Genomic DNA, 18,692 nt, shown 5'->3' on the forward strand with positions numbered 1-18,692 from the left:
TACTTTCAATTAAAATGTTCGATCAAGAGCAATTATCTCCTTAATAAGTGGTATTGTAATCTTTCTTTTATATTGAAGAGAATATTCATTGACATTTTTAACAAAATTAATGATCTTAAAATATTCTCTAGATAGTATATTAACTATATATGCTATTACCTCTTTTTCTATATTTATAGAATATTTAGAAAAATTTTTAACTAATAGATTTTTGATAAATGTTTCATCAGGCATCAATATTTTTACCTTGTATGTTGCACCGATTCTAGAGTTTAGATCTGGCAATTTAGTGTTAGGAATATTTGTAAAGAAAATTAATAAATATTTCTTGTGTTCATTAATTATATTGAAATAACGTAATAATAGTTCTTCATCCCAATTGATATTGTCAAAGTCATCTATTATAAATCCCTGAAGTTGTTTTATCCAAGAGATATTTAGTTTTTTTTTATAATTAATAAACTCTGCCTTTAGCAGATTTTGCCAGATTTTACCTAGATAAGTTTTACCAGAACTTTTAGGTCCTTGTATTATTAATGTATTTCTGAAGGGCTCTGTTCCCCATATTTTTGTATAATTTGTAATCAGATTATATGAATTCAGATTGCTTGAAGAAATTATAAAATCTTCTGTATTATACGTGTTATCTGGTGATAAGCTCAAGATATTTTGTGATAATATCATATATCTAATTGTAAATAATTATATTTTATATAACATTTTAGGTTGCACAGGTTGTATATTAGTCAAAATATACTCAGCAACTACTAATTTATTAATAAGTGATCAAGTAAAAATATCTCTCCAGTTATATTTAAATGTTAGTGACAGATTAACTATCTTATTAATTCTTCTGCGATCTGTAAAGAGTTTAACGCAGCTCCTTTTCTTAAATTATCAGTAGATATCCACAAAGATATTGCATTTCTGGTAGAATTGTCTTTCCTAATCCTTGATACAAAAACTGCATCTTGCTGTACTGCGTTAATAGGTGAGATATACTGCAATTTATCATTAATACCATTTACTGAGATACCATCTGATTCTTTTAAAATCTCTTCTATTTCTTGTACAGTGATATCATGATTAAACTCTATGTTAGCAGAAATTGAGTGAGAAACAAATACTGGCACTCTAACACATGTAACATTTGCACTAATGTGATTACCAATAATTTTGATTAATTCATTTTCTATCTTATACTCTTCTTCTGTGTAACCATCTTCTCTTATATTACCTATGTGAGGAAATAAATTAAAAGCAATTTGTTCAGGGAAAATATCATTTTTTTTGATATCCCTAAAGCTATATTTATCGCGTGTTTGATAATATAATTCATCCATTGCTGCTTTTCCAGCACCAGAGACTGACTGATATGTAGATATTACTATTCTTTTTATTTTCACAGCATTATCCAAAGGTTTTAACGCCGTTACAATAGGTATTACACAGCAATTAGGATTCGATATTATAAAGGCTTTTTTATTTTTTAAATGTTTTATATTAGCAATATTAGCTTCAGGTACTATTAACTCAACATTTTCATCCAGACGGTAGTGAGATGATTTATCTATGACTATACAGTTTTTATCAATCGCTTTAGGTATATATTGTTTTGCAAGATTATCATTAGTACATGAAAATAATATGTCAATCTCGTTAAATGTTGCATCTTCTAAAGATAAAATTGGTATTTTGTGTTCTTTATAACTTAGTGTTTTCCCTAATGATTGCTTGGATGCATATAAATATATGTTGTTAACAGGAAAATTTCTTTCCTCGATGAATTTTAATAATTCTTGTCCTACATTACCTGTAGCCCCTGCTATTGCAATATTGTATTTTTTATGAGTTTTTTGGATCATTTATCACTAATTTTTAGTATTATTATTGTTTACTCGATATATAATTTAAATTATATAATGAAATGAATCATTAATCACTAGTCTAGTTACCTATTAGTGCTCCTAATTTTTTGCCTCCGATCACGTGGGTGTGAAAATGTGTTATTGTTTGCCCTGCGCTTGTGCCTTTGTTAGTTAATACTCTATACTCAGTTGCTCCACATTTGTTGGCTAATATTTGTATCATTTTATAATAGTGAGAAATGAGTTCTGGAGTTGCATTTTTCACAAAATCTTCAAAATCTATGTAAGTGTCTTTGGGTAGAACTAAAAAATGTATTGGTGCTACGGGATATAAATCTTGAATTGCTATTAACTCTTGATCTTCATATAATTTATTGGATTTTATTTGTCCATGTATAATTTTATAAAAAATATTTTCTTTGTTATATAAATTATTGTTTTTTACTGACATTTTTAAATTTCATCTATAAAGATTTTGCTAACATGTACATGTTATCCAGAGTACTGGATAATTAACTCTAATATTATTGACTTTGGATAAAAATTCAATTAAAAAAGCTGTGTAAAGTATTTTCTATCTTGCAATAAAGCTTAGTATATGGTTTGATCTGTGTATTCGGTTGTTCTATTTAAGATATTAGTTAGATACTTATAATTGGAATGCGGTAATACAATATTAGAAATTAATTTAGTTGAAGTATGTGTGATTCATTTTCAAATCAGGGTAAGCTAGATATAAAAGGAACTACTATACTCTGTCTAAAAAAAAATGATGAGGTTGTCATTGCAGCAGATGGACAAGTATCGTTAGGTAATACTGTTATGAAGTCTAGTGCTAAAAAATTAAGAACGCTTGTTGGTAGTAAAGTTGTAGCAGGTTTTGCTGGCTCCACCGCAGATGCTTTAACTTTATTTGAGCGTTTAGAAGAAAAATTGGAAAAATATTCAAATAAATTGCTTAGAAGCGCAGTAGAACTGGCAAAGGATTGGAGAACAAATAAATATCTTAGAAATCTTGAAGCAATGTTGATCGTTGCTGATCAAGATAATATTTTAATAATAACAGGTAGAGGAGATGTAATAGAGCCTGAAGGGTATATTGCAGCAATAGGATCAGGCGGTTTGTTTGCGTTATCTGCGGCTAAGGCTCTTGTTTCAATTGAAACAAACATGTCCGCTGAAGAAATAGCTATCAAATCTATGAATATAGCTGCAGAAATTTGTGTGTTTTCAAATAATAACATTATTGTCAAAAAAGTATCCACAGTTAAGTAATTTATTAAATTGACAATATAGTCAATTCAAAGTTGATATTAGTGGTATTATGTTTTATTTTTAATATACTAGGATTATTAAAGATTTATTATAAAAATATTTTGGTTATGAATACAAAAGATATACAAGCTGTTAGTCAAAAATCAGATAGAAAATTAGACATGATGGGTTTGAGTCCAAAAGAGATCTCTAAAGAATTAGATAGATTTATTGTTGGTCAAGACCAAGCAAAAAAAGTTGTTGCTATAGCTTTACGAAATAGGTATAGACGCATTAATGTACCAGAACCATTGCGTAGTGAAATAATGCCCAAAAATATCTTAATGATAGGCAGTACTGGTGTAGGAAAGACGGAGATTGCAAGGAGATTAGCAAAAATGGCAAGTGCTCCATTTATTAAGGTTGAGGCTACAAAATTTACAGAAGTAGGATATGTAGGTAGAGATGTTGAATCTATAGTTAGAGACCTTTTAGAAATTGCTATCAATTATCAGAAATCTACCGCAAAATCTGCTATAGCTTCTAAAGCAAAAGTAAAGGCTATAGAAAGAATCGTAGATGCCCTGGTAGGTAAAACAGCATCTCCTGATACTAGAGCGCAATTTCGTAAAAATGTACTTAGTGATCAATTAGATAATACAGAAATAGAAATTGATGTAATAGATAACCCTGCAGCTCCTGGAGGTGTAGAAATACCTGGTATACCTGGAGCAGCAATGGGAGTTTTTAATATTAGTGAAATGCTAGGCAAAGCCTTCGGAGGTAATAAGGTTAAACAGCGTAAACTCACCGTTAAAGAAGCTAAAAGGATCATTACATTAGAAGAATCAGATAAAATGATTGATCAAGATAAAATAATTCAACAGGCTATATCTTCTGTTGAAAATGATGGCATTGTATTTCTAGATGAAATAGATAAAATTACTTCTAAATCTGATTCAAGAGGGGCAGAAGTTAGTAGAGAAGGAGTACAAAGGGATTTGTTACCTCTGATAGAAGGTACCAGCGTTGCTACTAAATATGGGACTGTAAACACAGACCATATTCTTTTCATTGCTTCAGGTGCTTTTCACCTTACCAAACCTTCAGATCTATTACCGGAGTTACAAGGAAGATTACCTATCAGAGTTGAGATGAATCCCCTGACTAAAGGAGATCTGGTAAGGATTTTGTTGGAGCCTGAATCTAGTTTAATAAAACAATATACAGCATTGATTGCAACAGAAAATTATAAAATAAAATTTACAGAGGCTGCAATATCTGAAATAGCTGGCTATGCAGAAAAATTTAATATGGAAATAGAAAATATAGGAGCTCGTAGATTGCATACCATCCTTGAAAAGTTACTCGAGGATATAAGTTATGATGTGACATCTTATAAAAAAAAAAATATCAGTATCGATGATAATTTTGTTAAAGATAAATTGATAGGGTTTGTTAAAAACATAGATCTAGCAAAATTTATACTTTGATTTTACTATTGGTTTTATTGAATATTGAAAATAACATTTTGAATATTTTTTTCCCAATCAGTGTAATGAAGTAATTAGATTGGTTAACACTGTAGTTGTTTATTAGGATTATAATATAGGTTATAAGTACACTATAAATAATATCGCTTGGGTAGTGCATAGCAAGAGAAATTCTTGATATTGATACTATCAATATTATAGTGATAAATAGATATTTTACTGTTTTGTTGCTATATTGCCATAAATAATAACTAATGAGTATTACAGAACCTGTATGTGCACTAGGAAATGAGTGAAAGCATGATGACATTTTTAGTTGTTCTATAGTGATGAATTCAAAATTATTGAGCGAGCAAAATGGCCTCGGCATATTGCTACTAATTTTTAGTATAGTAAATAATATAATAAAAATTCCGTAACATAATGTAATTTTAATTACTACTAAGTATCTCGGTAAAAAATATTCTTCTATTTTTAGATACTTTATCTTTGTGTTTTTAAAGTTGAATGTTTTAACCTTATAATTGATAGCAATACATAGGTATACACAATAAATCAAATAAATTACCGCTAGGGATTTAGTGTCAAAACTATGTGCAACAATATATAAAAATTTATCTATAAAACTTATGTTGGTTAATTGGTTGATCCATATAAATAGCCATTTATTTATACCTAGCATATCATAAAATATTGCTTTATATGTCATGTAATTTTATACTTAAGTTTTTGTATAGGAATCAATTAAATTATATACTATTTTAAGTAGCATGAATGAGTAACTAACACATGTTAAAGATCAAAATCTTAGGATGCGGAGCTTCTCTTGGTGTACCCATTATAGGATGCAATTGTACAGTATGTAAGTCTAGTTCAGACTATAATAAAAGAACCAGATCTGCAATATATATTTATACGGAAAACACCAAGGTGTTAGTGGATTTTGGTTGTGATATCAAGCAGCAGCTAATTAGAGAACGTATATCGCAATTGGATGCAGCAATTCTAACCCACTACCATGCAGATCACGTTGCTGGGATAGATGATATCAGAATATTTTCCTGCATAAATAATTCAGCATTAGCTATCTACACTGATTATAGCACAACTGAGATACTTAAAAAAAGACATGATTATCTATTTAAAAATAATCAATTAAAGATACATTCATGCAATTTCTATGAAAGATTTAATATAAAAAATCTAGAGATTCAGTTTTTTGCTCAACATCATGGAAAAATTAACAGTATTGGAATCAAAATTAATGACTTTGTATATTCTTGCGATGTGGAATCTTTTCCTGAAGAATCAGAAAAATATTTATATAACATTAATTATTGGGTACTGGATTGTATAGGATATGAACATAATCATTCACACGCAGGATTGGATAAGATACTCGATTGGAATAAAAAATATACACCAAATAATATCTTGCTAACTGGTATGCATCACACAATTGACTATCATAAAATACAAGATGTGCTACCAAACAATATTCAGCCATTATATGATGGATTTGAAATCAATCTATAGATTTTTGTTATCCATATCTAATATCTGATTACAAATTACTTGTATTTTTATTACACATAGAGCAAATTTTTAATAAACTACTTAATTACAAATTGATCATGATTATCGTTATTGGTATGCTCTGCGTCGCGAAGATGTTGATGATCCATGTGGTAATTATTAAAGTTTAGATTTTTTGTTTGTTATGTGTATTTTTGTAAGACTAAAGCTTGCTATTGAATTTGCATTCATGCTGTGTTTTATATTGGCTGTTGCAGGGCAGTATAGCGCCTGCACTGTAGTTGCAGCAGTGCGTGGTGGAGTAAAAACTACTCAAAATGTACCCTGTAATAAGAATACCGTAAAGGGTGTAAATACATCTAGTTTAATCAAGCAATATCTGGAATTTCTTTCTTTAAGACATAAAACCCTGAGTGAAAATATAGCTAATTTAAACACTCCAAATTACAAAGCGAAAGATGTATCTATGGCCGATAATACTGGGAATCTAGTGAAAGCAGCACCTAAAAGATATGTATTTTGTTTATCTACAACTTCTGCCAAGCATATAGGGTCAAAGAATATGGGGCCAAATGGTATCAATGGTATCCATTATAAGATAAATAAAATAAAAAATTCCTACGAGACTAAGCCAAATGGTAATAATGTATCCATGAATCAGCAGATGAGTGAGATATCACAAAATCAACAAAGCTATAATGTTGCTATTAGAGCCTACTCTGCATTAAATAATTTGTTTCTATCAGTATTAGGAGGTAAGTAAATGAAGTTTTATAAGAAATTTGTTTTTTTTGTTGTTATGACATTAACCAGCATCCCCTATGTTACTTTTGCAAAACAAGATTATCTAAAGCATGCAATAGAGTTGGCTGTGTACGGAAATATTGTTCAGCTTACGAGAATTAAAATTGCTACAGAAAATTTAGTAAATAGTGACTCTACATCTGGTGGATTGAATAAAAATCCTTATTCTAGAAGAAGATTATTGGTATTTAATCAATATAATAAAAAAAAGAGTTTCAATATTCCTAAAATTAAAAACATTGCTTTTGACAAGTCACCATTTATTTTAAAATTCGATCCGAGTCATCCAGAAGCGAACGCTAACGGATATGTTGCATATCCGAATGTTATACTGCAAATTGAGAAAGCTGATATAAGTGAAGCTCAGAAAAGTTATGAGGCGAATTTATTTGTCATGGAAATTTCAAATTCTTTGATTAGTAAAACCATTGAGTTGATAAGATGATGGTATCACTTAGATTAATATTCTTCAATTCTTACTTATAATAAAATCTAATTTTAACAAAATATTTCGATTATTATGGACATTCAGTTGATACCAAGTAGCTGTAATTATTTTCAGAACGTAAATAATATGTATAGCACTTATTTTCAAAATCTTAATAATTTATGTCATGTTTATTCACACGACCCAGTTAAATTCCATAACATGGTTAATGCAGAATTTAATAAAATAAATAATTCAAAAATTCCTACTTCTACTGTTACATCGTCTTTACATTGTACTCATGATATTGCTAGCAATAATGACCATAACATACTTGGTGATTTAAAGCGCATATTACAGTCACAAGAGCAGGCTGCCGCTAGCTTAAGTAATGAAAATACTTCAGTTATCGATGTTATGACAACAGCAAATGAGGCAACCCATACTCTTAAAACTGTGGTGGAAATAAAAAATAAGTTAGTGGATTCTCTAGATAAAGTCATGAATATGTCAATATAAGCTGTTATTACTAATTTTTTTTCTAGTATTGTAGATGGTTATCTTGAGTTAGATTATTTTTATGTAGATTGACTTTTAAATTAATTCAGCTAATATCCTTATTGATTGTTATTAGTAAGTTTCTTGAATATATTGAAGTAACTCCTAATATTTAATGTTAGGAGTTGATTAATTAATATCTGGTTGTAATGTTGCTTATTAATTTATTACTAGTATTTTATATGGATTTATACTGTCATATAAAATGAGTGGTAGCTATTGTGTGTTTTGGTAATTATATAATTTTTTTTAGTTTTATATGACGTTCTTAGGTTAAAAAGATAAAATATTATGGACAAACAGAAAGCGTTAGAAGTGGCATTACATCAGATTGAAAAAAATCATGGTAAGGGTTCTATAATGAAACTTGGAGAGCATAGAAAAACGAATATCGATTCTATTTCTACTGGCTCTTTAGGGCTGGATATAGCATTGGAGGTAGGAGGTTTTCCTAAAGGAAGAATAATTGAAATATTTGGTCCTGAAAGTTCCGGAAAAACTACATTAGCATTGCACGCTATAGCAGAGTGCCAAAAAGCAGGAGGTAGTTGCGCGTTTATTGATGCTGAACATGCTCTCGATGCTTTGTACGCTAAAAATCTTGGAATTAAAATTGACGAATTAATACTATCTCAACCTGATACCGGAGAACAAGCGTTAGAAATTGTAGATACCTTAGTAAGGTCTAGTGCAGTGGATTTGATAATAGTAGATAGTGTAGCTGCGTTGGTTCCTAAGGCAGAAATAGAAGGCGAAATGGGTGATGCACATATGGGTTTGCAGGCTAGACTTATGAGTCAAGCTCTGAGAAAATTGACTTCATCTATATCTAAAACTCAGTCTATCATAATTTTTATTAATCAAATAAGGATGAAAATAGGCGTTGTGTTTGGTACGCCTGAAACTACTACGGGAGGCAATGCACTTAAATTTTATGCTTCTGTTAGAATTGATATTAGAAGAATTGGTACCATTAAAGATAAGGATGAGATTGTAGGTAATCAAACAAGGGTAAAAATTGTTAAAAATAAAGTAGCGCCTCCGTTTAAGGTAGTAGACTTTGATATATTATATGGACATGGTATCTCGAAAGAGGGGGAACTTATAGATTTTGCCGTTAAACTTGAATTGATTGAGAAGTCAGGTTCTTGGTTTTCTTATCAAGGCAATAAAATAGCCCAAGGGAAAGAAAATGTAAAACGATATTTACTAGAACATCAAGATTTATATAGCGAAATTGAAAGAAAAGTCAGGGGAAAATTTTGTCAAAATAATCAAGAATTTTTATTACAAAATGTTTCGAATAATAAATCTGAAAATGGTTTAAACAACGAATCTGTACTATAGATAACACTCTATTAGCATACTAAATAATTTATTTTAATATTCTGGTATATGATAAAATTAGATAATTATAATATTCTAGTTACAGGAGCTTCTGGAACTATAGGTGCTGCTATTAGCAGATTAATGTATGAATTGGGTGCATCTGTGTATATCACGGGTACCAATATTGAAAAATTAGAGAAACTTTGCAGTGAGTTAGGTGATCGTTGTTATATTAAACCGTGTGACTTGAAAAATGAAAAAGCCTGTTGTGAATTAGTTAATTCAATAGATCATATTGACGTTATTGTTTGTAATGCGGGTATCACACGTGATAAATTATCTATTCAGATGAAAAATGATGATTTTACTGAAGTAATAGAAGTAAACTTAAAGGCCAATTTCATATTGAATAGAGAAGCAATAAAAAAAATGTTGAAAAATAGATTTGGTCGTATTATTAATATTAGTTCTGTGGTTGCTATTTCTGGTAATATAGGCCAGGCTAATTATGCTGCATCTAAAGCTGGTTTAATTGGTATGTCAAAATCTTTTGCTGCAGAAGTTGCGAATAAGTCTATTACCGTTAATACGATTGCACCAGGGTTTATAAAATCAGACATGACAGATATTTTAAGCATGAGTCAAAAAGAACAAATTTTCCAAAAAATACCGCAAAAAAGATTCGGAGAAGCACAGGATGTTGCTAATCTTGTAGCATTTTTAGCTAGTCCGTTATCTTCTTATATAACAGGTCAAACATTTCATGTCAATGGAGGTATGTTAATGGTTTAGTGTGTTGGATAATAAAAAATATTGATAGATGTTATCCATAAAGGTTATATTTCATATTATAAGTTGAAATTTTATTAATTTTGGATAATATTATAGTTAATCTTAACGAGGTTTTGTTTATGAAAGAAGGTATTGAACAGAAAGTAATTCAAATGATAATAGATACTCTTAAATTAAAAGAAGAAAAAGTTGAAGTAACTTTGGAGTCAAAATTAAAATCTGATTTAGGAGCAGATAGTTTAGATACAGTAGAATTAATGATGGCTTTTGAAGAGGCTTTTGGGTGTAATATTAGTGAAGAAGAGTCTGAGGGTATTGTGACTGTAGAAGATTTGATCAATTACATAAAAAGTAAAACTGGCAATGATTTATAATTTTTAATAGTAAATTAAGGGTGTTATGAATTAAAATATATCACTCGATATTTTATTTTAGAATGTATCAGTTAATTGAGTAACATAGTGTATTTCGATAAATGAATAGTGATAAGTAAATATCTGTGTAGTTAATTTGAAAATTATATGATAAGAAGAGTTGTAGTAACTGGATTAGGCTTAGTTAATTCTTTAGGAATTAATGTAGGGGATACTTGGGTAAATATTTTAAATTCTGTCAGTGGAGTAAAAAAAATAAATTATTTTGATACATCTAAAATATCCTGTAAAATAGCCGCCTATATAGATGGTCTGGATATAGAAAAATTTGTTGCGCCAAGAGATTTACATAAAATGGATAAATTTATCCATTATGGTATTGTTGCTGCTACAGAAGCTATTGCTGATAGTGGCTGGGCACCTGATAATGAGCATGATCAAAATAGCACTGGAGTTATTATTGGTTCTGGTATTGGTGGTCTTGGCGCTATAGAAAATACTTCAGTTAGTTTTCATTCTAGTGATAAATCTAAGATTAGCCCTTATTTTATACCATCAGCTTTGATTAATTTGCTACCAGGGCATGTCGCTATTAAATATGGATTTTCAGGTCCTAACACTTCAGTTGTTACTGCTTGTTCTACAGGTGCTCACGCTATAGGTGATGCTGGTAGAATAATTAAATATGGAGATGCAGATGTTATGATAGCAGGTGGAGCTGAAGCGCCTATTACACCAGTAGGTGTTGCTGGTTTTGCTGCTGCAAGATCATTAGCTATAAATTATAATGATAATCCTAAGGCTGCTTCTAGGCCTTGGGATAAAGATCGTTGTGGTTTTGTCATGGGAGAAGGAGCAGCAATATTAGTACTAGAAGAGTATTCACATGCATTAAAACGTGGTGCCAATATTTATGCAGAATTGTTGGGATATGGCCTCACTGGTGATGCTTATCATATAACTGCACCTAGTGGCAAAGGTGCTTATCGTGCTATGAATAATGCACTGAATGATGCAGGATTAAATCCTAATTCAGTTGATTATATCAATGCTCATGGTACTTCTACTAAGTTAGGGGATGAAGTGGAACTGAATATGGTGCAAAAGTTGTTTGAGGATAATAAAAATATTTCTATGTCATCTACTAAATCTGCTACCGGGCATTTATTAGGCGCCGCAGGAAGCGCTGAAGCGATATTCTCTGTATTGTCACTACGTGACCAAGTTATGCCTCCTACTCTAAATTTAGATAATCCTATAGATTCTGCCAAGATTAATTTGGTACCATTTGAAGCTCAAGAATCAAAACTGAATTATGTATTATCAAATTCATTTGGGTTTGGTGGTACCAATGTTAGTTTAATTTTTGGCAAAATTTAATTTTGTTCATTATACTATATCATTAAGACGTATTTATTGATTTTATTATTTGTCTGAAGCTGTATATGCAGAAACTTATATCTCTGGTAGGGAAGCCCAATACTGGTAAATCCACATTATTTAACCGTTTTTCTTTATCATCTAGGGCCCTAACACATAATACTGTTAGTACTACTAGAGATAGGAAATATTCAGATGCATGTCTGAAAGATATTAATTTTAGGATAGTCGATACACCAGGCATCGTTAGTAACCAACCTAATGAATCATTACAATTAAAAATGTTAGAACAGACCAAGCTAGCTATCATTGAATCTGATTTGGTATTTTTAGTAGTTGATCAAAATCCTATAACTATTGTAGACCACTACATATCAAATTTTATTAGACAATGTCATAAAAGTTGTTTGTTAATAGTTAATAAATCAGAGGCAAATTTTTACCACGAACTAGACTATTACAAGTTAGGAGGAAAAGAAATGGTAGCAATATCAGCAAAACACGGAGTCGGTATTATAGATATATATCAATTCTTATTAGAAGAGTGGAAAGATTTTTTACAGAGTAAAACATTAGTTAATACTACTATAACAAAAAATATAAATATACCGATTGATACTGCAAGTGATAATATAATATCTTTAGCGGTTGCTGGCAGACCTAATGTAGGCAAGTCTACATTCATTAATTCTATATTGAAACAAGATAGGGTGATAACTGGTGAAGAAATGGGTACTACTAGAGAATCAATCGATATATATCACCAACATAATGGTTATAAACTTAAAATTATTGATACAGCAGGATTAAAAAAAAGATCATCTATTCGTTTAAATACATTAGAGCAGTATTCTTATCAAGATAGTATTAAATCAATAAATTTATCCAATATCATAATACTCATGCTAGATAGCAAAGTGGGTATAGAATCTCAAGATTGTAAAATAGCCAATTACGCTGCTTCGCAAGGGCGTGGGATAGTGTTTTTAATCAATAAAATTGATTTAATATCAGATAAAATTAATTATCAAAAGTTATTTCATAATTTATTGAGCGATAAATTACCTCAAATGAAAAACTATTATGTGACTTTTATATCCGCTAAAAAATCACAAAATATCCATGAAGTATTTAATACTGTAATTAAGGCATATGAGAATTGGAATATGCGTATTTCAACAGGCAAAATTAATAATTGGATAGCTAAATTATTAAAAAAACATCCTTTACCTATAAATAAAAAAATAGGAAGAAGAGTGAAAATTAAATATTTGACTCAAAATAAAACGCGACCTCCAAGTTTTAAAATATTCACAAATGATCCGGAGAATATTACAGAATGTTATAAAAAATATTTAGTTAGTGAATTAATAAAAGATTTTAAATTATATTCAACCCCTATCAGGTTAGAGTTTATAAAAACTAATAATCCATACGTATAAGTTATTACATCTGATTAACAAAATAAGTTTTCAATTCTATCTATCTTAGATTAATTGGGGTGATGTATCATTTTCTTATAAACATGATAATTTCAGGCTTAAAGAATAATAAAGATTCTATCTTTGATTAAGAATATATAACTTAGATGTGCTAAAGTGTAGAATCATTATGTTTATTTAGAAAGAATTACTGTAAGAAATATAGGTAAATGATCTAATCTTAGTATGTTCAAAAATATTATATAAATTGTGTTCTAAAGCTGTAGTAGAATTCTTATAAACTAGAATATATCTAAATCTGATCAATAATTGTTAAAAAGTAGTAGATCTTGAGATATTACTTAATTGCGTAAGAACAGTTAGTATACATAGTTGGATTGTTTTTAAATAAGTAAGCTTTTTTTGGAGTGCGTAGGAATTTTACCTATTAAATTACCCATTCCATCAATTTCGTACTGAATTTTATGCTCTGTCCGGTATTTAGATAATATTTCTCTTACATCGCCTTCAAAACCACTAACACCATAGGCATCACAAAGCTTTTTTAAATTTTCTAAGCTGGTATCAGTATAAGCTGAATTACAAGCAATTAAAATTAAATAAAAGTAAATTAATATCATTCTTAAAGAAGAATTTTTCATACCATCACTCCACATTAACCATTTATAATTTATCTTTATTACTCCACACATTAAATTCACAGATTTCTTCAAATCCAAACCTTTTATATATACCCAAACCATCTTCAGATGCTTGTAATACTATTTCTTTTAAACCGTTATCTAGAGCAAACTTTAATGCCGTATAAAACATAGCAGAACCATAGCCTTTATTTTGCATTTCTGGATGAGTAGATATATCATAAATTCCAGCAACATCAGTTATAAAAACACCAGCTGTTGATATAGGCCTATCATTTACATAACCAATGAAAAGTCTTAAATTCTTCCTTGATTGATCAGGTATTATAGATGAAATTTTTTTATAGAAGCTTTTCACATGCTCACAAGTAGGTTCAAAAATAGAAGCGGCACGTTACCAAAATCTGTAAAATGTTTATCACTGCTACATTCTTTAATAGTTAGTATCTCAGGTATTGGATAATGCTTTAGGTTATATTGATCTAAATCACAATACAGCCTATATTAAGTTCATCATGTACGAAACCTGCTTCTTGCATATTGCTTTCTAAATCTTTATTCTGTGCTGAAAATGGTCCAATCCACCATGCCACTGGCAATTTTTTCTGTAAATAATATTGCATTACATCATTTGCAACTGTTTTTGTGATGAGTCACCATAGGCTGTATTAAAGGTGTCTGTCGCCATACCAGAATCCACTACTAAAGTTTGTTCTATATTTTTTATGCTCATAGTAGATATTTTTGATGGAATATATTGTAGCTTTTGATGCATATTGAGTTCCATATTCTTAATTATTGTATCTTTGTTAATTTCAGTACAATTCATAAATTTTCCCTCTGTTTGATTTGATTGTTAATAAAAGATGTTATTTCTAATATATTTTCCCAAATATAAAAATGCCCACCATGAAATTTTTTAAAATTTACTGGCAAGGAACTCTCATTTTTCCACAATAATATGTTTTCACTTTGTATATATTCATCTGAATCTCCCCATAGAATAGTTATTTTAGATGGTAATTTAAAACTATCATCATTATGATATTTGTATAATTCGCATAATTTAAAATCGCTATAAATGGTAGGAAAAAATGGTTCAAAATCTTCTATTTTAATTGAAGAATACATTTTTAGTCTTCCTAGTTTTTGTATTTCTTGAAACAGTTCTTTTTTAGGTATTTTGTGTATATATTCTCTATTATGCATAAGACTTGGAGATCTAAACCCTTAGGCAAATAAATGACAAGGTACAATATTAAATTTTTTATACAATGATTTGCCTGGCTCAAAGGCAATAAGAGCTCCCATGCTATGTCCAAAAAAACTAAATGCTTTATCAAGTATAGTATATAGTTTTGGAAAAAAATCATCAATTAACTCCTCTATCGTGTCAAAAGCATTTTCATGAAAATGCCGTCCTCTACCTTTTAATTCCGCATATCTACAACAAATATTAGAAGAAAAATATTTGAACCATGGGATGTATAATTCACCGCTTCCTACAGCAAAAGGGAAAAAAACTAGAATATGATCGTAATTTTGTGTGGTGTTATAGCTGATCATAAAATTCTTCTTCGCATTTTGTTTTTTTTATTAACAAGGTTATTTTAGTAATAGCGTTGGAGTAATCATAGCTGTACTACAATACTAGCTAACTAATACCTGCATTGGTAGAGATAAATATCCATGCCTAAAAGTAGCATCAAAATCTTTTGCTATTAGATTGTCCTATCGCAATACAGATTGATTAATAGGAGTACAGTGGTATCTGTTTGCTACTGTTAAAATAGATTCATTGACATTGTTTTATTATTTGGTTAGAATCTCCATCATTGGAGATACCGGGTTGTAATGATCTGCGTTTTATTTTCATTGCTAGGTTCAAAAAATATTTTGTTTAGTAATGTATTATGTATTGCTCTTATGTTTTATAATTTAATTATGTGAATTAGTTATGTCTCGTCGTCATTCGGCTATAAAAAGGGTTATCAAGCCAGATATTAGGTATAATAGTGTTTTATTAGCTAAATTTATAAATCATATAATGCAATCCGGGAAAAAGGCTCTTGCTGAATCTATAGTGTATCAAGCACTTGATAGAGTCTCAGACAAATATAGCCTTGATGCATTTCAAGTGTTTACTGAAAGCATCTCGAATATTCGGCCTGAACTTGAGGTAACTCCTGTAAGAGTTGGTGGTACTACCTACCAAGTTCCTGTACAGGTCAATATTGTTAGAGGGAATACTTTATCTATGCGTTGGTTAATTGCTGCAGCTAGTAATTATCCTGGCCGTAGTATGGTAGTAAAATTATCTGAGGCACTATTTGATACGTTTAATAATAGAGGTAGTGCTATAAAAAAGAGAGATGATATGCATAAAATGGCTGAGTCTAACAAAGCTTTTGCGCATTTTGCACAGAGGGGTTTATCGCGTCATTAACTTTTGTTAATTATAGCATATTTATAAGAATTTTTGTAAATTAAGTGCTGAAATTCGTGTGGTATTTCGTTTGTTATTGTGGATAAATGAGTAGCTCTAGCTTTTTTATGTCCTATGATACAAACAGATATCTATTGTATAACATTTCGTGCATTTAGACTAGATTTTAAAATCTAGTCTACCGTTGTTATTATTGTACATTACTAAATATATTTAATTGGTTATAAATTTTTGATATGTCGAATCATTATAAGTTATCTGATATACGTAATATAGGCATTTGTGCACATATTGATGCTGGTAAAACTACAACCACTGAGCGTATATTATATTATACTGGAAAGTCTTATAGTATAGGAGAAGTACATGAAGGTGGGGCCACTATGGATTGGATGGAACAAGAACAAGAGAGAGGTATCACTATTACCTCTGCTGCTACTACCTGCTTTTGGCAAGATAAAAGGATTAACATTATTGATACTCCTGGTCATGTAGATTTTACTATAGAAGTAGAAAGGTCTTTAAGAGTATTAGATGGAATGGTAGCAGTTTTTGATGGTGTCGCAGGTGTAGAGACTCAGTCTGAAACTGTTTGGCGTCAGGCAGATAAACATAATGTACCAAGAATATGTTTCGTTAATAAAATGGATCGTACTGGAGCCGATTTCTATAGATGTGTGCGTATGATTAAAGATAGATTATCTTCTAATCCTCTAGTAATACATTTGCCTATAGGCAGTAATGAAAATTTTGTAGGAGTAGTGGATCTGATAGAAATGCATGCTGTTGTTTGGTCTAGTGAATCTTATGGATTGGAATTTACTCATAAGCCTATCCCTGATGATTTGGTAGAAATCTCAAATAGTTATCGAGCTAGTTTATTAGATTCTTTATCTGAGTTGGATGATGAATTGATGGAAAAATATCTTGCAGCTGAACCACTATCTGTGAATGCTATTAAAAAAGTTATAAAGCAAGCTACTGTTAGTGGAAAATTTATCCCTATTCTATGTGGAAGTGCATTCAAAAATAAAGCTGTACAGTCACTTCTGGATGCTATTGTTGAATATTTACCATCCCCTGATGAAATAAAAATTGTTAATGCAATAGATAAAAAAACTGATTCATTAGTGAATATTCAGAGTAATATACAAAATGCCTTCATAGGATTGGCTTTTAAAGTTATGAGTGATCAATTTGTAGGATCATTGACTTTTATTAGAATTTATTCAGGTCAGATTAATTCCGGTGATACCATTTTGAATGTTTCAAAAAATAAAAAAGAGCGTGTGGGTAGAATATTATTGATGCATGCTAATAATCGTGAAGATATAAAATATGCAGCCGCTGGTAGCATAGTAGCGATTGCCGGATTGAAATATACAACTACTGGTGATACCTTGGGACAAATTGATTCTAATTTGTTATTAGAAAAAATTGAATTCCCCGAGCCTGTAATTCAATTGGCTATTGAACCAAAATCTGTATCAGATCAAGAAAAAATGTCGTTAGCCCTTTCAAGATTAGCTTCTGAAGATCCTTCTTTTAGGGTAAGAACAGATCAAGAAACTTCTCAAACTGTTATTAGTGGAATGGGAGAGTTACATCTTGAGATCTTAGTTGATAGAATGAAAAGAGAATTCAAAGTAGAAGCAAATATAGGAGCACCTGAGGTATCTTATCGTGAAACTATTACTAAATTTGGAGTCGTTGATTATACACACAAGAAACAAACTGGGGGGGCAGGTCAATTTGCTAGAGTTAAAATAGAGTTTGAACCTCTTTCCCCAGGAGATGGGTTTGTATTCATGAGTAAAATTGTAGGTGGAGTAATACCAAAAGATTTTATACCTGGAGTAGAGAAGGGGTTGAAAACAATTATGAATACAGGTATTATTGCTGGATATCCTATGGTTGATTTTAAAGCTACACTGATAGATGGAGCATTTCATGATGTGGACTCTAGTGTATTAGCCTTTGAAATTGCTGCAAAATATGCATTTAAAGAAATAATACCTAAATGTGCACCAAAACTCTTGGAACCTATTATGAAAGTTGAAGTTATTACTCCTGACGAATATCTGGGTGATGTGATAGGTGATTTAAATTCTCGTAGAGGACAAATAAATGATATGACGCAGAACAATAACATACAAGTAATTAATGCCTTTGTACCACTTGCGGAAATGTTTGGTTATGTGAATAACTTGCGTTCTTTATCTCAAGGCAGATCCCAGTACAGTATGATATTTTCTCATTATGATCAAGTGCCGAATAATATTGTGAATCAAATAATTACTAAATAGGTCTGTATAAGATTTATTTAGTAATTATTTGTAGCGTAAGAT

23 protein-coding genes are annotated in these 18,692 nt (G+C 30.3%); 13 read left to right on the plus strand and 10 right to left on the minus strand.

The annotated features are described in order from the left end of the window. Window positions 1-9: 9 nt before the first annotated feature. From IHI24_RS01605 to IHI24_RS01615, 3 genes are all read right to left on the minus strand, one after another. Complete coding sequence (locus IHI24_RS01605) at window positions 10-684, minus strand: HdaA/DnaA family protein (protein ID WP_194966325.1); 675 nt, start codon at window positions 682-684, stop codon at window positions 10-12. 152 nt (window positions 685-836) lie between these two features. After that, window positions 837-1,865: an aspartate-semialdehyde dehydrogenase gene (gene asd, locus IHI24_RS01610; protein ID WP_194966326.1), complete on the minus strand. Its 1,029-nt coding sequence runs from the start codon at window positions 1,863-1,865 to the stop codon at window positions 837-839. Window positions 1,866-1,947: 82 nt separating this feature from the next. Further along, complete coding sequence (locus IHI24_RS01615; RefSeq protein ID WP_194966327.1) at window positions 1,948-2,319, minus strand: HIT family protein; 372 nt, start codon at window positions 2,317-2,319, stop codon at window positions 1,948-1,950. Window positions 2,320-2,567: 248 nt separating this feature from the next. On the opposite strand from IHI24_RS01615, the gene hslV reads away from it, so the two are divergent. Next, window positions 2,568-3,143, plus strand: coding sequence for an ATP-dependent protease subunit HslV (gene hslV / locus IHI24_RS01620; protein ID WP_194966328.1), 576 nt, complete (start codon window positions 2,568-2,570; stop codon window positions 3,141-3,143). 107 nt (window positions 3,144-3,250) lie between these two features. Further along, complete coding sequence (hslU, locus tag IHI24_RS01625) at window positions 3,251-4,615, plus strand: ATP-dependent protease ATPase subunit HslU (RefSeq protein ID WP_324187231.1); 1,365 nt, start codon at window positions 3,251-3,253, stop codon at window positions 4,613-4,615. Here hslU and IHI24_RS04785 read toward each other — a convergent pair. Then, entirely contained in the window at window positions 4,605-5,324 is a 720-nt protein-coding gene (locus IHI24_RS04785; RefSeq protein WP_194966329.1) for a phosphatase PAP2 family protein, read from the minus strand. The two genes, hslU and IHI24_RS04785, sit on opposite strands and share 11 nt — an antisense overlap. An 80-nt stretch (window positions 5,325-5,404) precedes the next feature. On the opposite strand from IHI24_RS04785, the gene IHI24_RS01635 reads away from it, so the two are divergent. The 9 genes from IHI24_RS01635 (at window position 5,405) to der (ending at window position 13,257) form a co-directional block, all read left to right on the plus strand. Then, the gene (locus IHI24_RS01635; RefSeq protein ID WP_194966330.1) at window positions 5,405-6,151 is read left to right on the plus strand and encodes an MBL fold metallo-hydrolase; all 747 of its coding nucleotides are present in this window, start codon (window positions 5,405-5,407) and stop codon (window positions 6,149-6,151) included. Between the two features lie 184 nt (window positions 6,152-6,335). Beyond that, a complete protein-coding gene (gene flgB / locus IHI24_RS01640) occupies window positions 6,336-6,914 on the plus strand; it encodes a flagellar basal body rod protein FlgB (protein ID WP_194966331.1) in 579 nt (192 codons plus the stop codon). Continuing rightward, window positions 6,915-7,400 (plus strand): flagellar basal body rod protein FlgC, encoded by a 486-nt coding sequence (locus IHI24_RS01645; protein ID WP_194966332.1) that lies wholly within the window; start codon window positions 6,915-6,917, stop codon window positions 7,398-7,400. A gap of 75 nt (window positions 7,401-7,475) precedes the next feature. Next, window positions 7,476-7,901 carry a flagellar hook-basal body complex protein FliE gene (locus tag IHI24_RS01650; protein ID WP_194966333.1) on the plus strand — a complete coding sequence of 142 codons (426 nt, stop codon included), beginning with the start codon at window positions 7,476-7,478 and terminating at the stop codon, window positions 7,899-7,901. Between the two features lie 330 nt (window positions 7,902-8,231). Beyond that, window positions 8,232-9,287: a recombinase RecA gene (gene recA, locus IHI24_RS01655; RefSeq protein WP_194966334.1), complete on the plus strand. Its 1,056-nt coding sequence runs from the start codon at window positions 8,232-8,234 to the stop codon at window positions 9,285-9,287. 48 nt (window positions 9,288-9,335) lie between these two features. After that, a complete protein-coding gene (fabG, locus tag IHI24_RS01660; protein WP_194966335.1) occupies window positions 9,336-10,061 on the plus strand; it encodes a 3-oxoacyl-ACP reductase FabG in 726 nt (241 codons plus the stop codon). A 119-nt stretch (window positions 10,062-10,180) separates the two neighbouring features. Then, window positions 10,181-10,435, plus strand: a complete 255-nt coding sequence (acpP, locus tag IHI24_RS01665; RefSeq protein ID WP_194966336.1) for an acyl carrier protein — start codon at window positions 10,181-10,183, stop codon at window positions 10,433-10,435. 147 nt (window positions 10,436-10,582) lie between these two features. Beyond that, window positions 10,583-11,815, plus strand: a complete 1,233-nt coding sequence (gene fabF / locus IHI24_RS01670; RefSeq protein ID WP_194966337.1) for a beta-ketoacyl-ACP synthase II — start codon at window positions 10,583-10,585, stop codon at window positions 11,813-11,815. 65 nt (window positions 11,816-11,880) lie between these two features. Continuing rightward, on the plus strand, window positions 11,881-13,257 hold the full coding sequence (gene der / locus IHI24_RS01675) for a ribosome biogenesis GTPase Der (protein ID WP_194966338.1): 1,377 nt from the start codon (window positions 11,881-11,883) through the stop codon (window positions 13,255-13,257). A gap of 383 nt (window positions 13,258-13,640) precedes the next feature. On the opposite strand, the gene IHI24_RS01680 is transcribed toward der, so the two are convergent. The 6 genes from IHI24_RS01680 to IHI24_RS01705 all read right to left on the minus strand — a co-directional run bounded on the left by IHI24_RS01680 (window position 13,641) and on the right by IHI24_RS01705 (window position 15,464). Next, entirely contained in the window at window positions 13,641-13,958 is a 318-nt protein-coding gene (locus tag IHI24_RS01680) for a hypothetical protein (RefSeq protein ID WP_194966339.1), read from the minus strand. Beyond that, entirely contained in the window at window positions 13,921-14,256 is a 336-nt protein-coding gene (locus IHI24_RS01685; protein WP_194966340.1) for a GNAT family N-acetyltransferase, read from the minus strand. Before IHI24_RS01685 ends, IHI24_RS01680 begins: the two co-directional genes overlap by 38 nt. Before the next feature lie 124 nt (window positions 14,257-14,380). Then, on the minus strand, window positions 14,381-14,521 hold the full coding sequence (locus tag IHI24_RS01690; protein ID WP_194966341.1) for a hypothetical protein: 141 nt from the start codon (window positions 14,519-14,521) through the stop codon (window positions 14,381-14,383). After that, entirely contained in the window at window positions 14,521-14,727 is a 207-nt protein-coding gene (locus IHI24_RS01695) for a hypothetical protein (protein ID WP_194966342.1), read from the minus strand. Before IHI24_RS01695 ends, IHI24_RS01690 begins: the two co-directional genes overlap by 1 nt. Beyond that, window positions 14,724-15,107: a hypothetical protein gene (locus IHI24_RS01700; RefSeq protein ID WP_194966343.1), complete on the minus strand. Its 384-nt coding sequence runs from the start codon at window positions 15,105-15,107 to the stop codon at window positions 14,724-14,726. Before IHI24_RS01700 ends, IHI24_RS01695 begins: the two co-directional genes overlap by 4 nt. 21 nt (window positions 15,108-15,128) lie before the next feature. Further along, window positions 15,129-15,464 (minus strand): thioesterase II family protein, encoded by a 336-nt coding sequence (locus IHI24_RS01705; protein ID WP_194966344.1) that lies wholly within the window; start codon window positions 15,462-15,464, stop codon window positions 15,129-15,131. A 391-nt stretch (window positions 15,465-15,855) separates the two neighbouring features. On the opposite strand from IHI24_RS01705, the gene rpsG reads away from it, so the two are divergent. Together rpsG and fusA are read left to right on the plus strand one after the other, a co-directional pair. Then, window positions 15,856-16,344 carry a 30S ribosomal protein S7 gene (gene rpsG, locus IHI24_RS01710; protein ID WP_194966345.1) on the plus strand — a complete coding sequence of 163 codons (489 nt, stop codon included), beginning with the start codon at window positions 15,856-15,858 and terminating at the stop codon, window positions 16,342-16,344. A gap of 236 nt (window positions 16,345-16,580) precedes the next feature. Then, the gene (gene fusA / locus IHI24_RS01715) at window positions 16,581-18,650 is read left to right on the plus strand and encodes an elongation factor G (RefSeq protein ID WP_194966346.1); all 2,070 of its coding nucleotides are present in this window, start codon (window positions 16,581-16,583) and stop codon (window positions 18,648-18,650) included. The last annotated feature ends 42 nt before the right edge of the window (window positions 18,651-18,692 follow it).

The organism is Rickettsia endosymbiont of Cardiosporidium cionae (assembly GCF_015476335.1).
Taxonomy (GTDB): domain Bacteria; phylum Pseudomonadota; class Alphaproteobacteria; order Rickettsiales; family Rickettsiaceae; genus JADHZC01.

Coding starts and splice junctions, on each gene's coding strand:
- IHI24_RS01605 (WP_194966325.1), bottom strand. CDS start 684: ATGATATTATCACAAAATATCTTGAGCTTATCACCAGATAACACGTAT.
- asd (WP_194966326.1), bottom strand. CDS start 1,865: ATGATCCAAAAAACTCATAAAAAATACAATATTGCAATAGCAGGGGCT.
- IHI24_RS01615 (WP_194966327.1), bottom strand. CDS start 2,319: ATGTCAGTAAAAAACAATAATTTATATAACAAAGAAAATATTTTTTAT.
- hslV (WP_194966328.1), top strand. CDS start 2,568: ATGTGTGATTCATTTTCAAATCAGGGTAAGCTAGATATAAAAGGAACT.
- hslU (WP_324187231.1), top strand. CDS start 3,251: ATGAATACAAAAGATATACAAGCTGTTAGTCAAAAATCAGATAGAAAA.
- IHI24_RS04785 (WP_194966329.1), bottom strand. CDS start 5,324: ATGACATATAAAGCAATATTTTATGATATGCTAGGTATAAATAAATGG.
- IHI24_RS01635 (WP_194966330.1), top strand. CDS start 5,405: ATGTTAAAGATCAAAATCTTAGGATGCGGAGCTTCTCTTGGTGTACCC.
- flgB (WP_194966331.1), top strand. CDS start 6,336: ATGTGTATTTTTGTAAGACTAAAGCTTGCTATTGAATTTGCATTCATG.
- IHI24_RS01645 (WP_194966332.1), top strand. CDS start 6,915: ATGAAGTTTTATAAGAAATTTGTTTTTTTTGTTGTTATGACATTAACC.
- IHI24_RS01650 (WP_194966333.1), top strand. CDS start 7,476: ATGGACATTCAGTTGATACCAAGTAGCTGTAATTATTTTCAGAACGTA.
- recA (WP_194966334.1), top strand. CDS start 8,232: ATGGACAAACAGAAAGCGTTAGAAGTGGCATTACATCAGATTGAAAAA.
- fabG (WP_194966335.1), top strand. CDS start 9,336: ATGATAAAATTAGATAATTATAATATTCTAGTTACAGGAGCTTCTGGA.
- acpP (WP_194966336.1), top strand. CDS start 10,181: ATGAAAGAAGGTATTGAACAGAAAGTAATTCAAATGATAATAGATACT.
- fabF (WP_194966337.1), top strand. CDS start 10,583: ATGATAAGAAGAGTTGTAGTAACTGGATTAGGCTTAGTTAATTCTTTA.
- der (WP_194966338.1), top strand. CDS start 11,881: ATGCAGAAACTTATATCTCTGGTAGGGAAGCCCAATACTGGTAAATCC.
- IHI24_RS01690 (WP_194966341.1), bottom strand. CDS start 14,521: ATGCAATATTATTTACAGAAAAAATTGCCAGTGGCATGGTGGATTGGA.
- IHI24_RS01695 (WP_194966342.1), bottom strand. CDS start 14,727: ATGAATTGTACTGAAATTAACAAAGATACAATAATTAAGAATATGGAA.
- IHI24_RS01700 (WP_194966343.1), bottom strand. CDS start 15,107: ATGCATAATAGAGAATATATACACAAAATACCTAAAAAAGAACTGTTT.
- IHI24_RS01705 (WP_194966344.1), bottom strand. CDS start 15,464: ATGATCAGCTATAACACCACACAAAATTACGATCATATTCTAGTTTTT.
- rpsG (WP_194966345.1), top strand. CDS start 15,856: ATGTCTCGTCGTCATTCGGCTATAAAAAGGGTTATCAAGCCAGATATT.
- fusA (WP_194966346.1), top strand. CDS start 16,581: ATGTCGAATCATTATAAGTTATCTGATATACGTAATATAGGCATTTGT.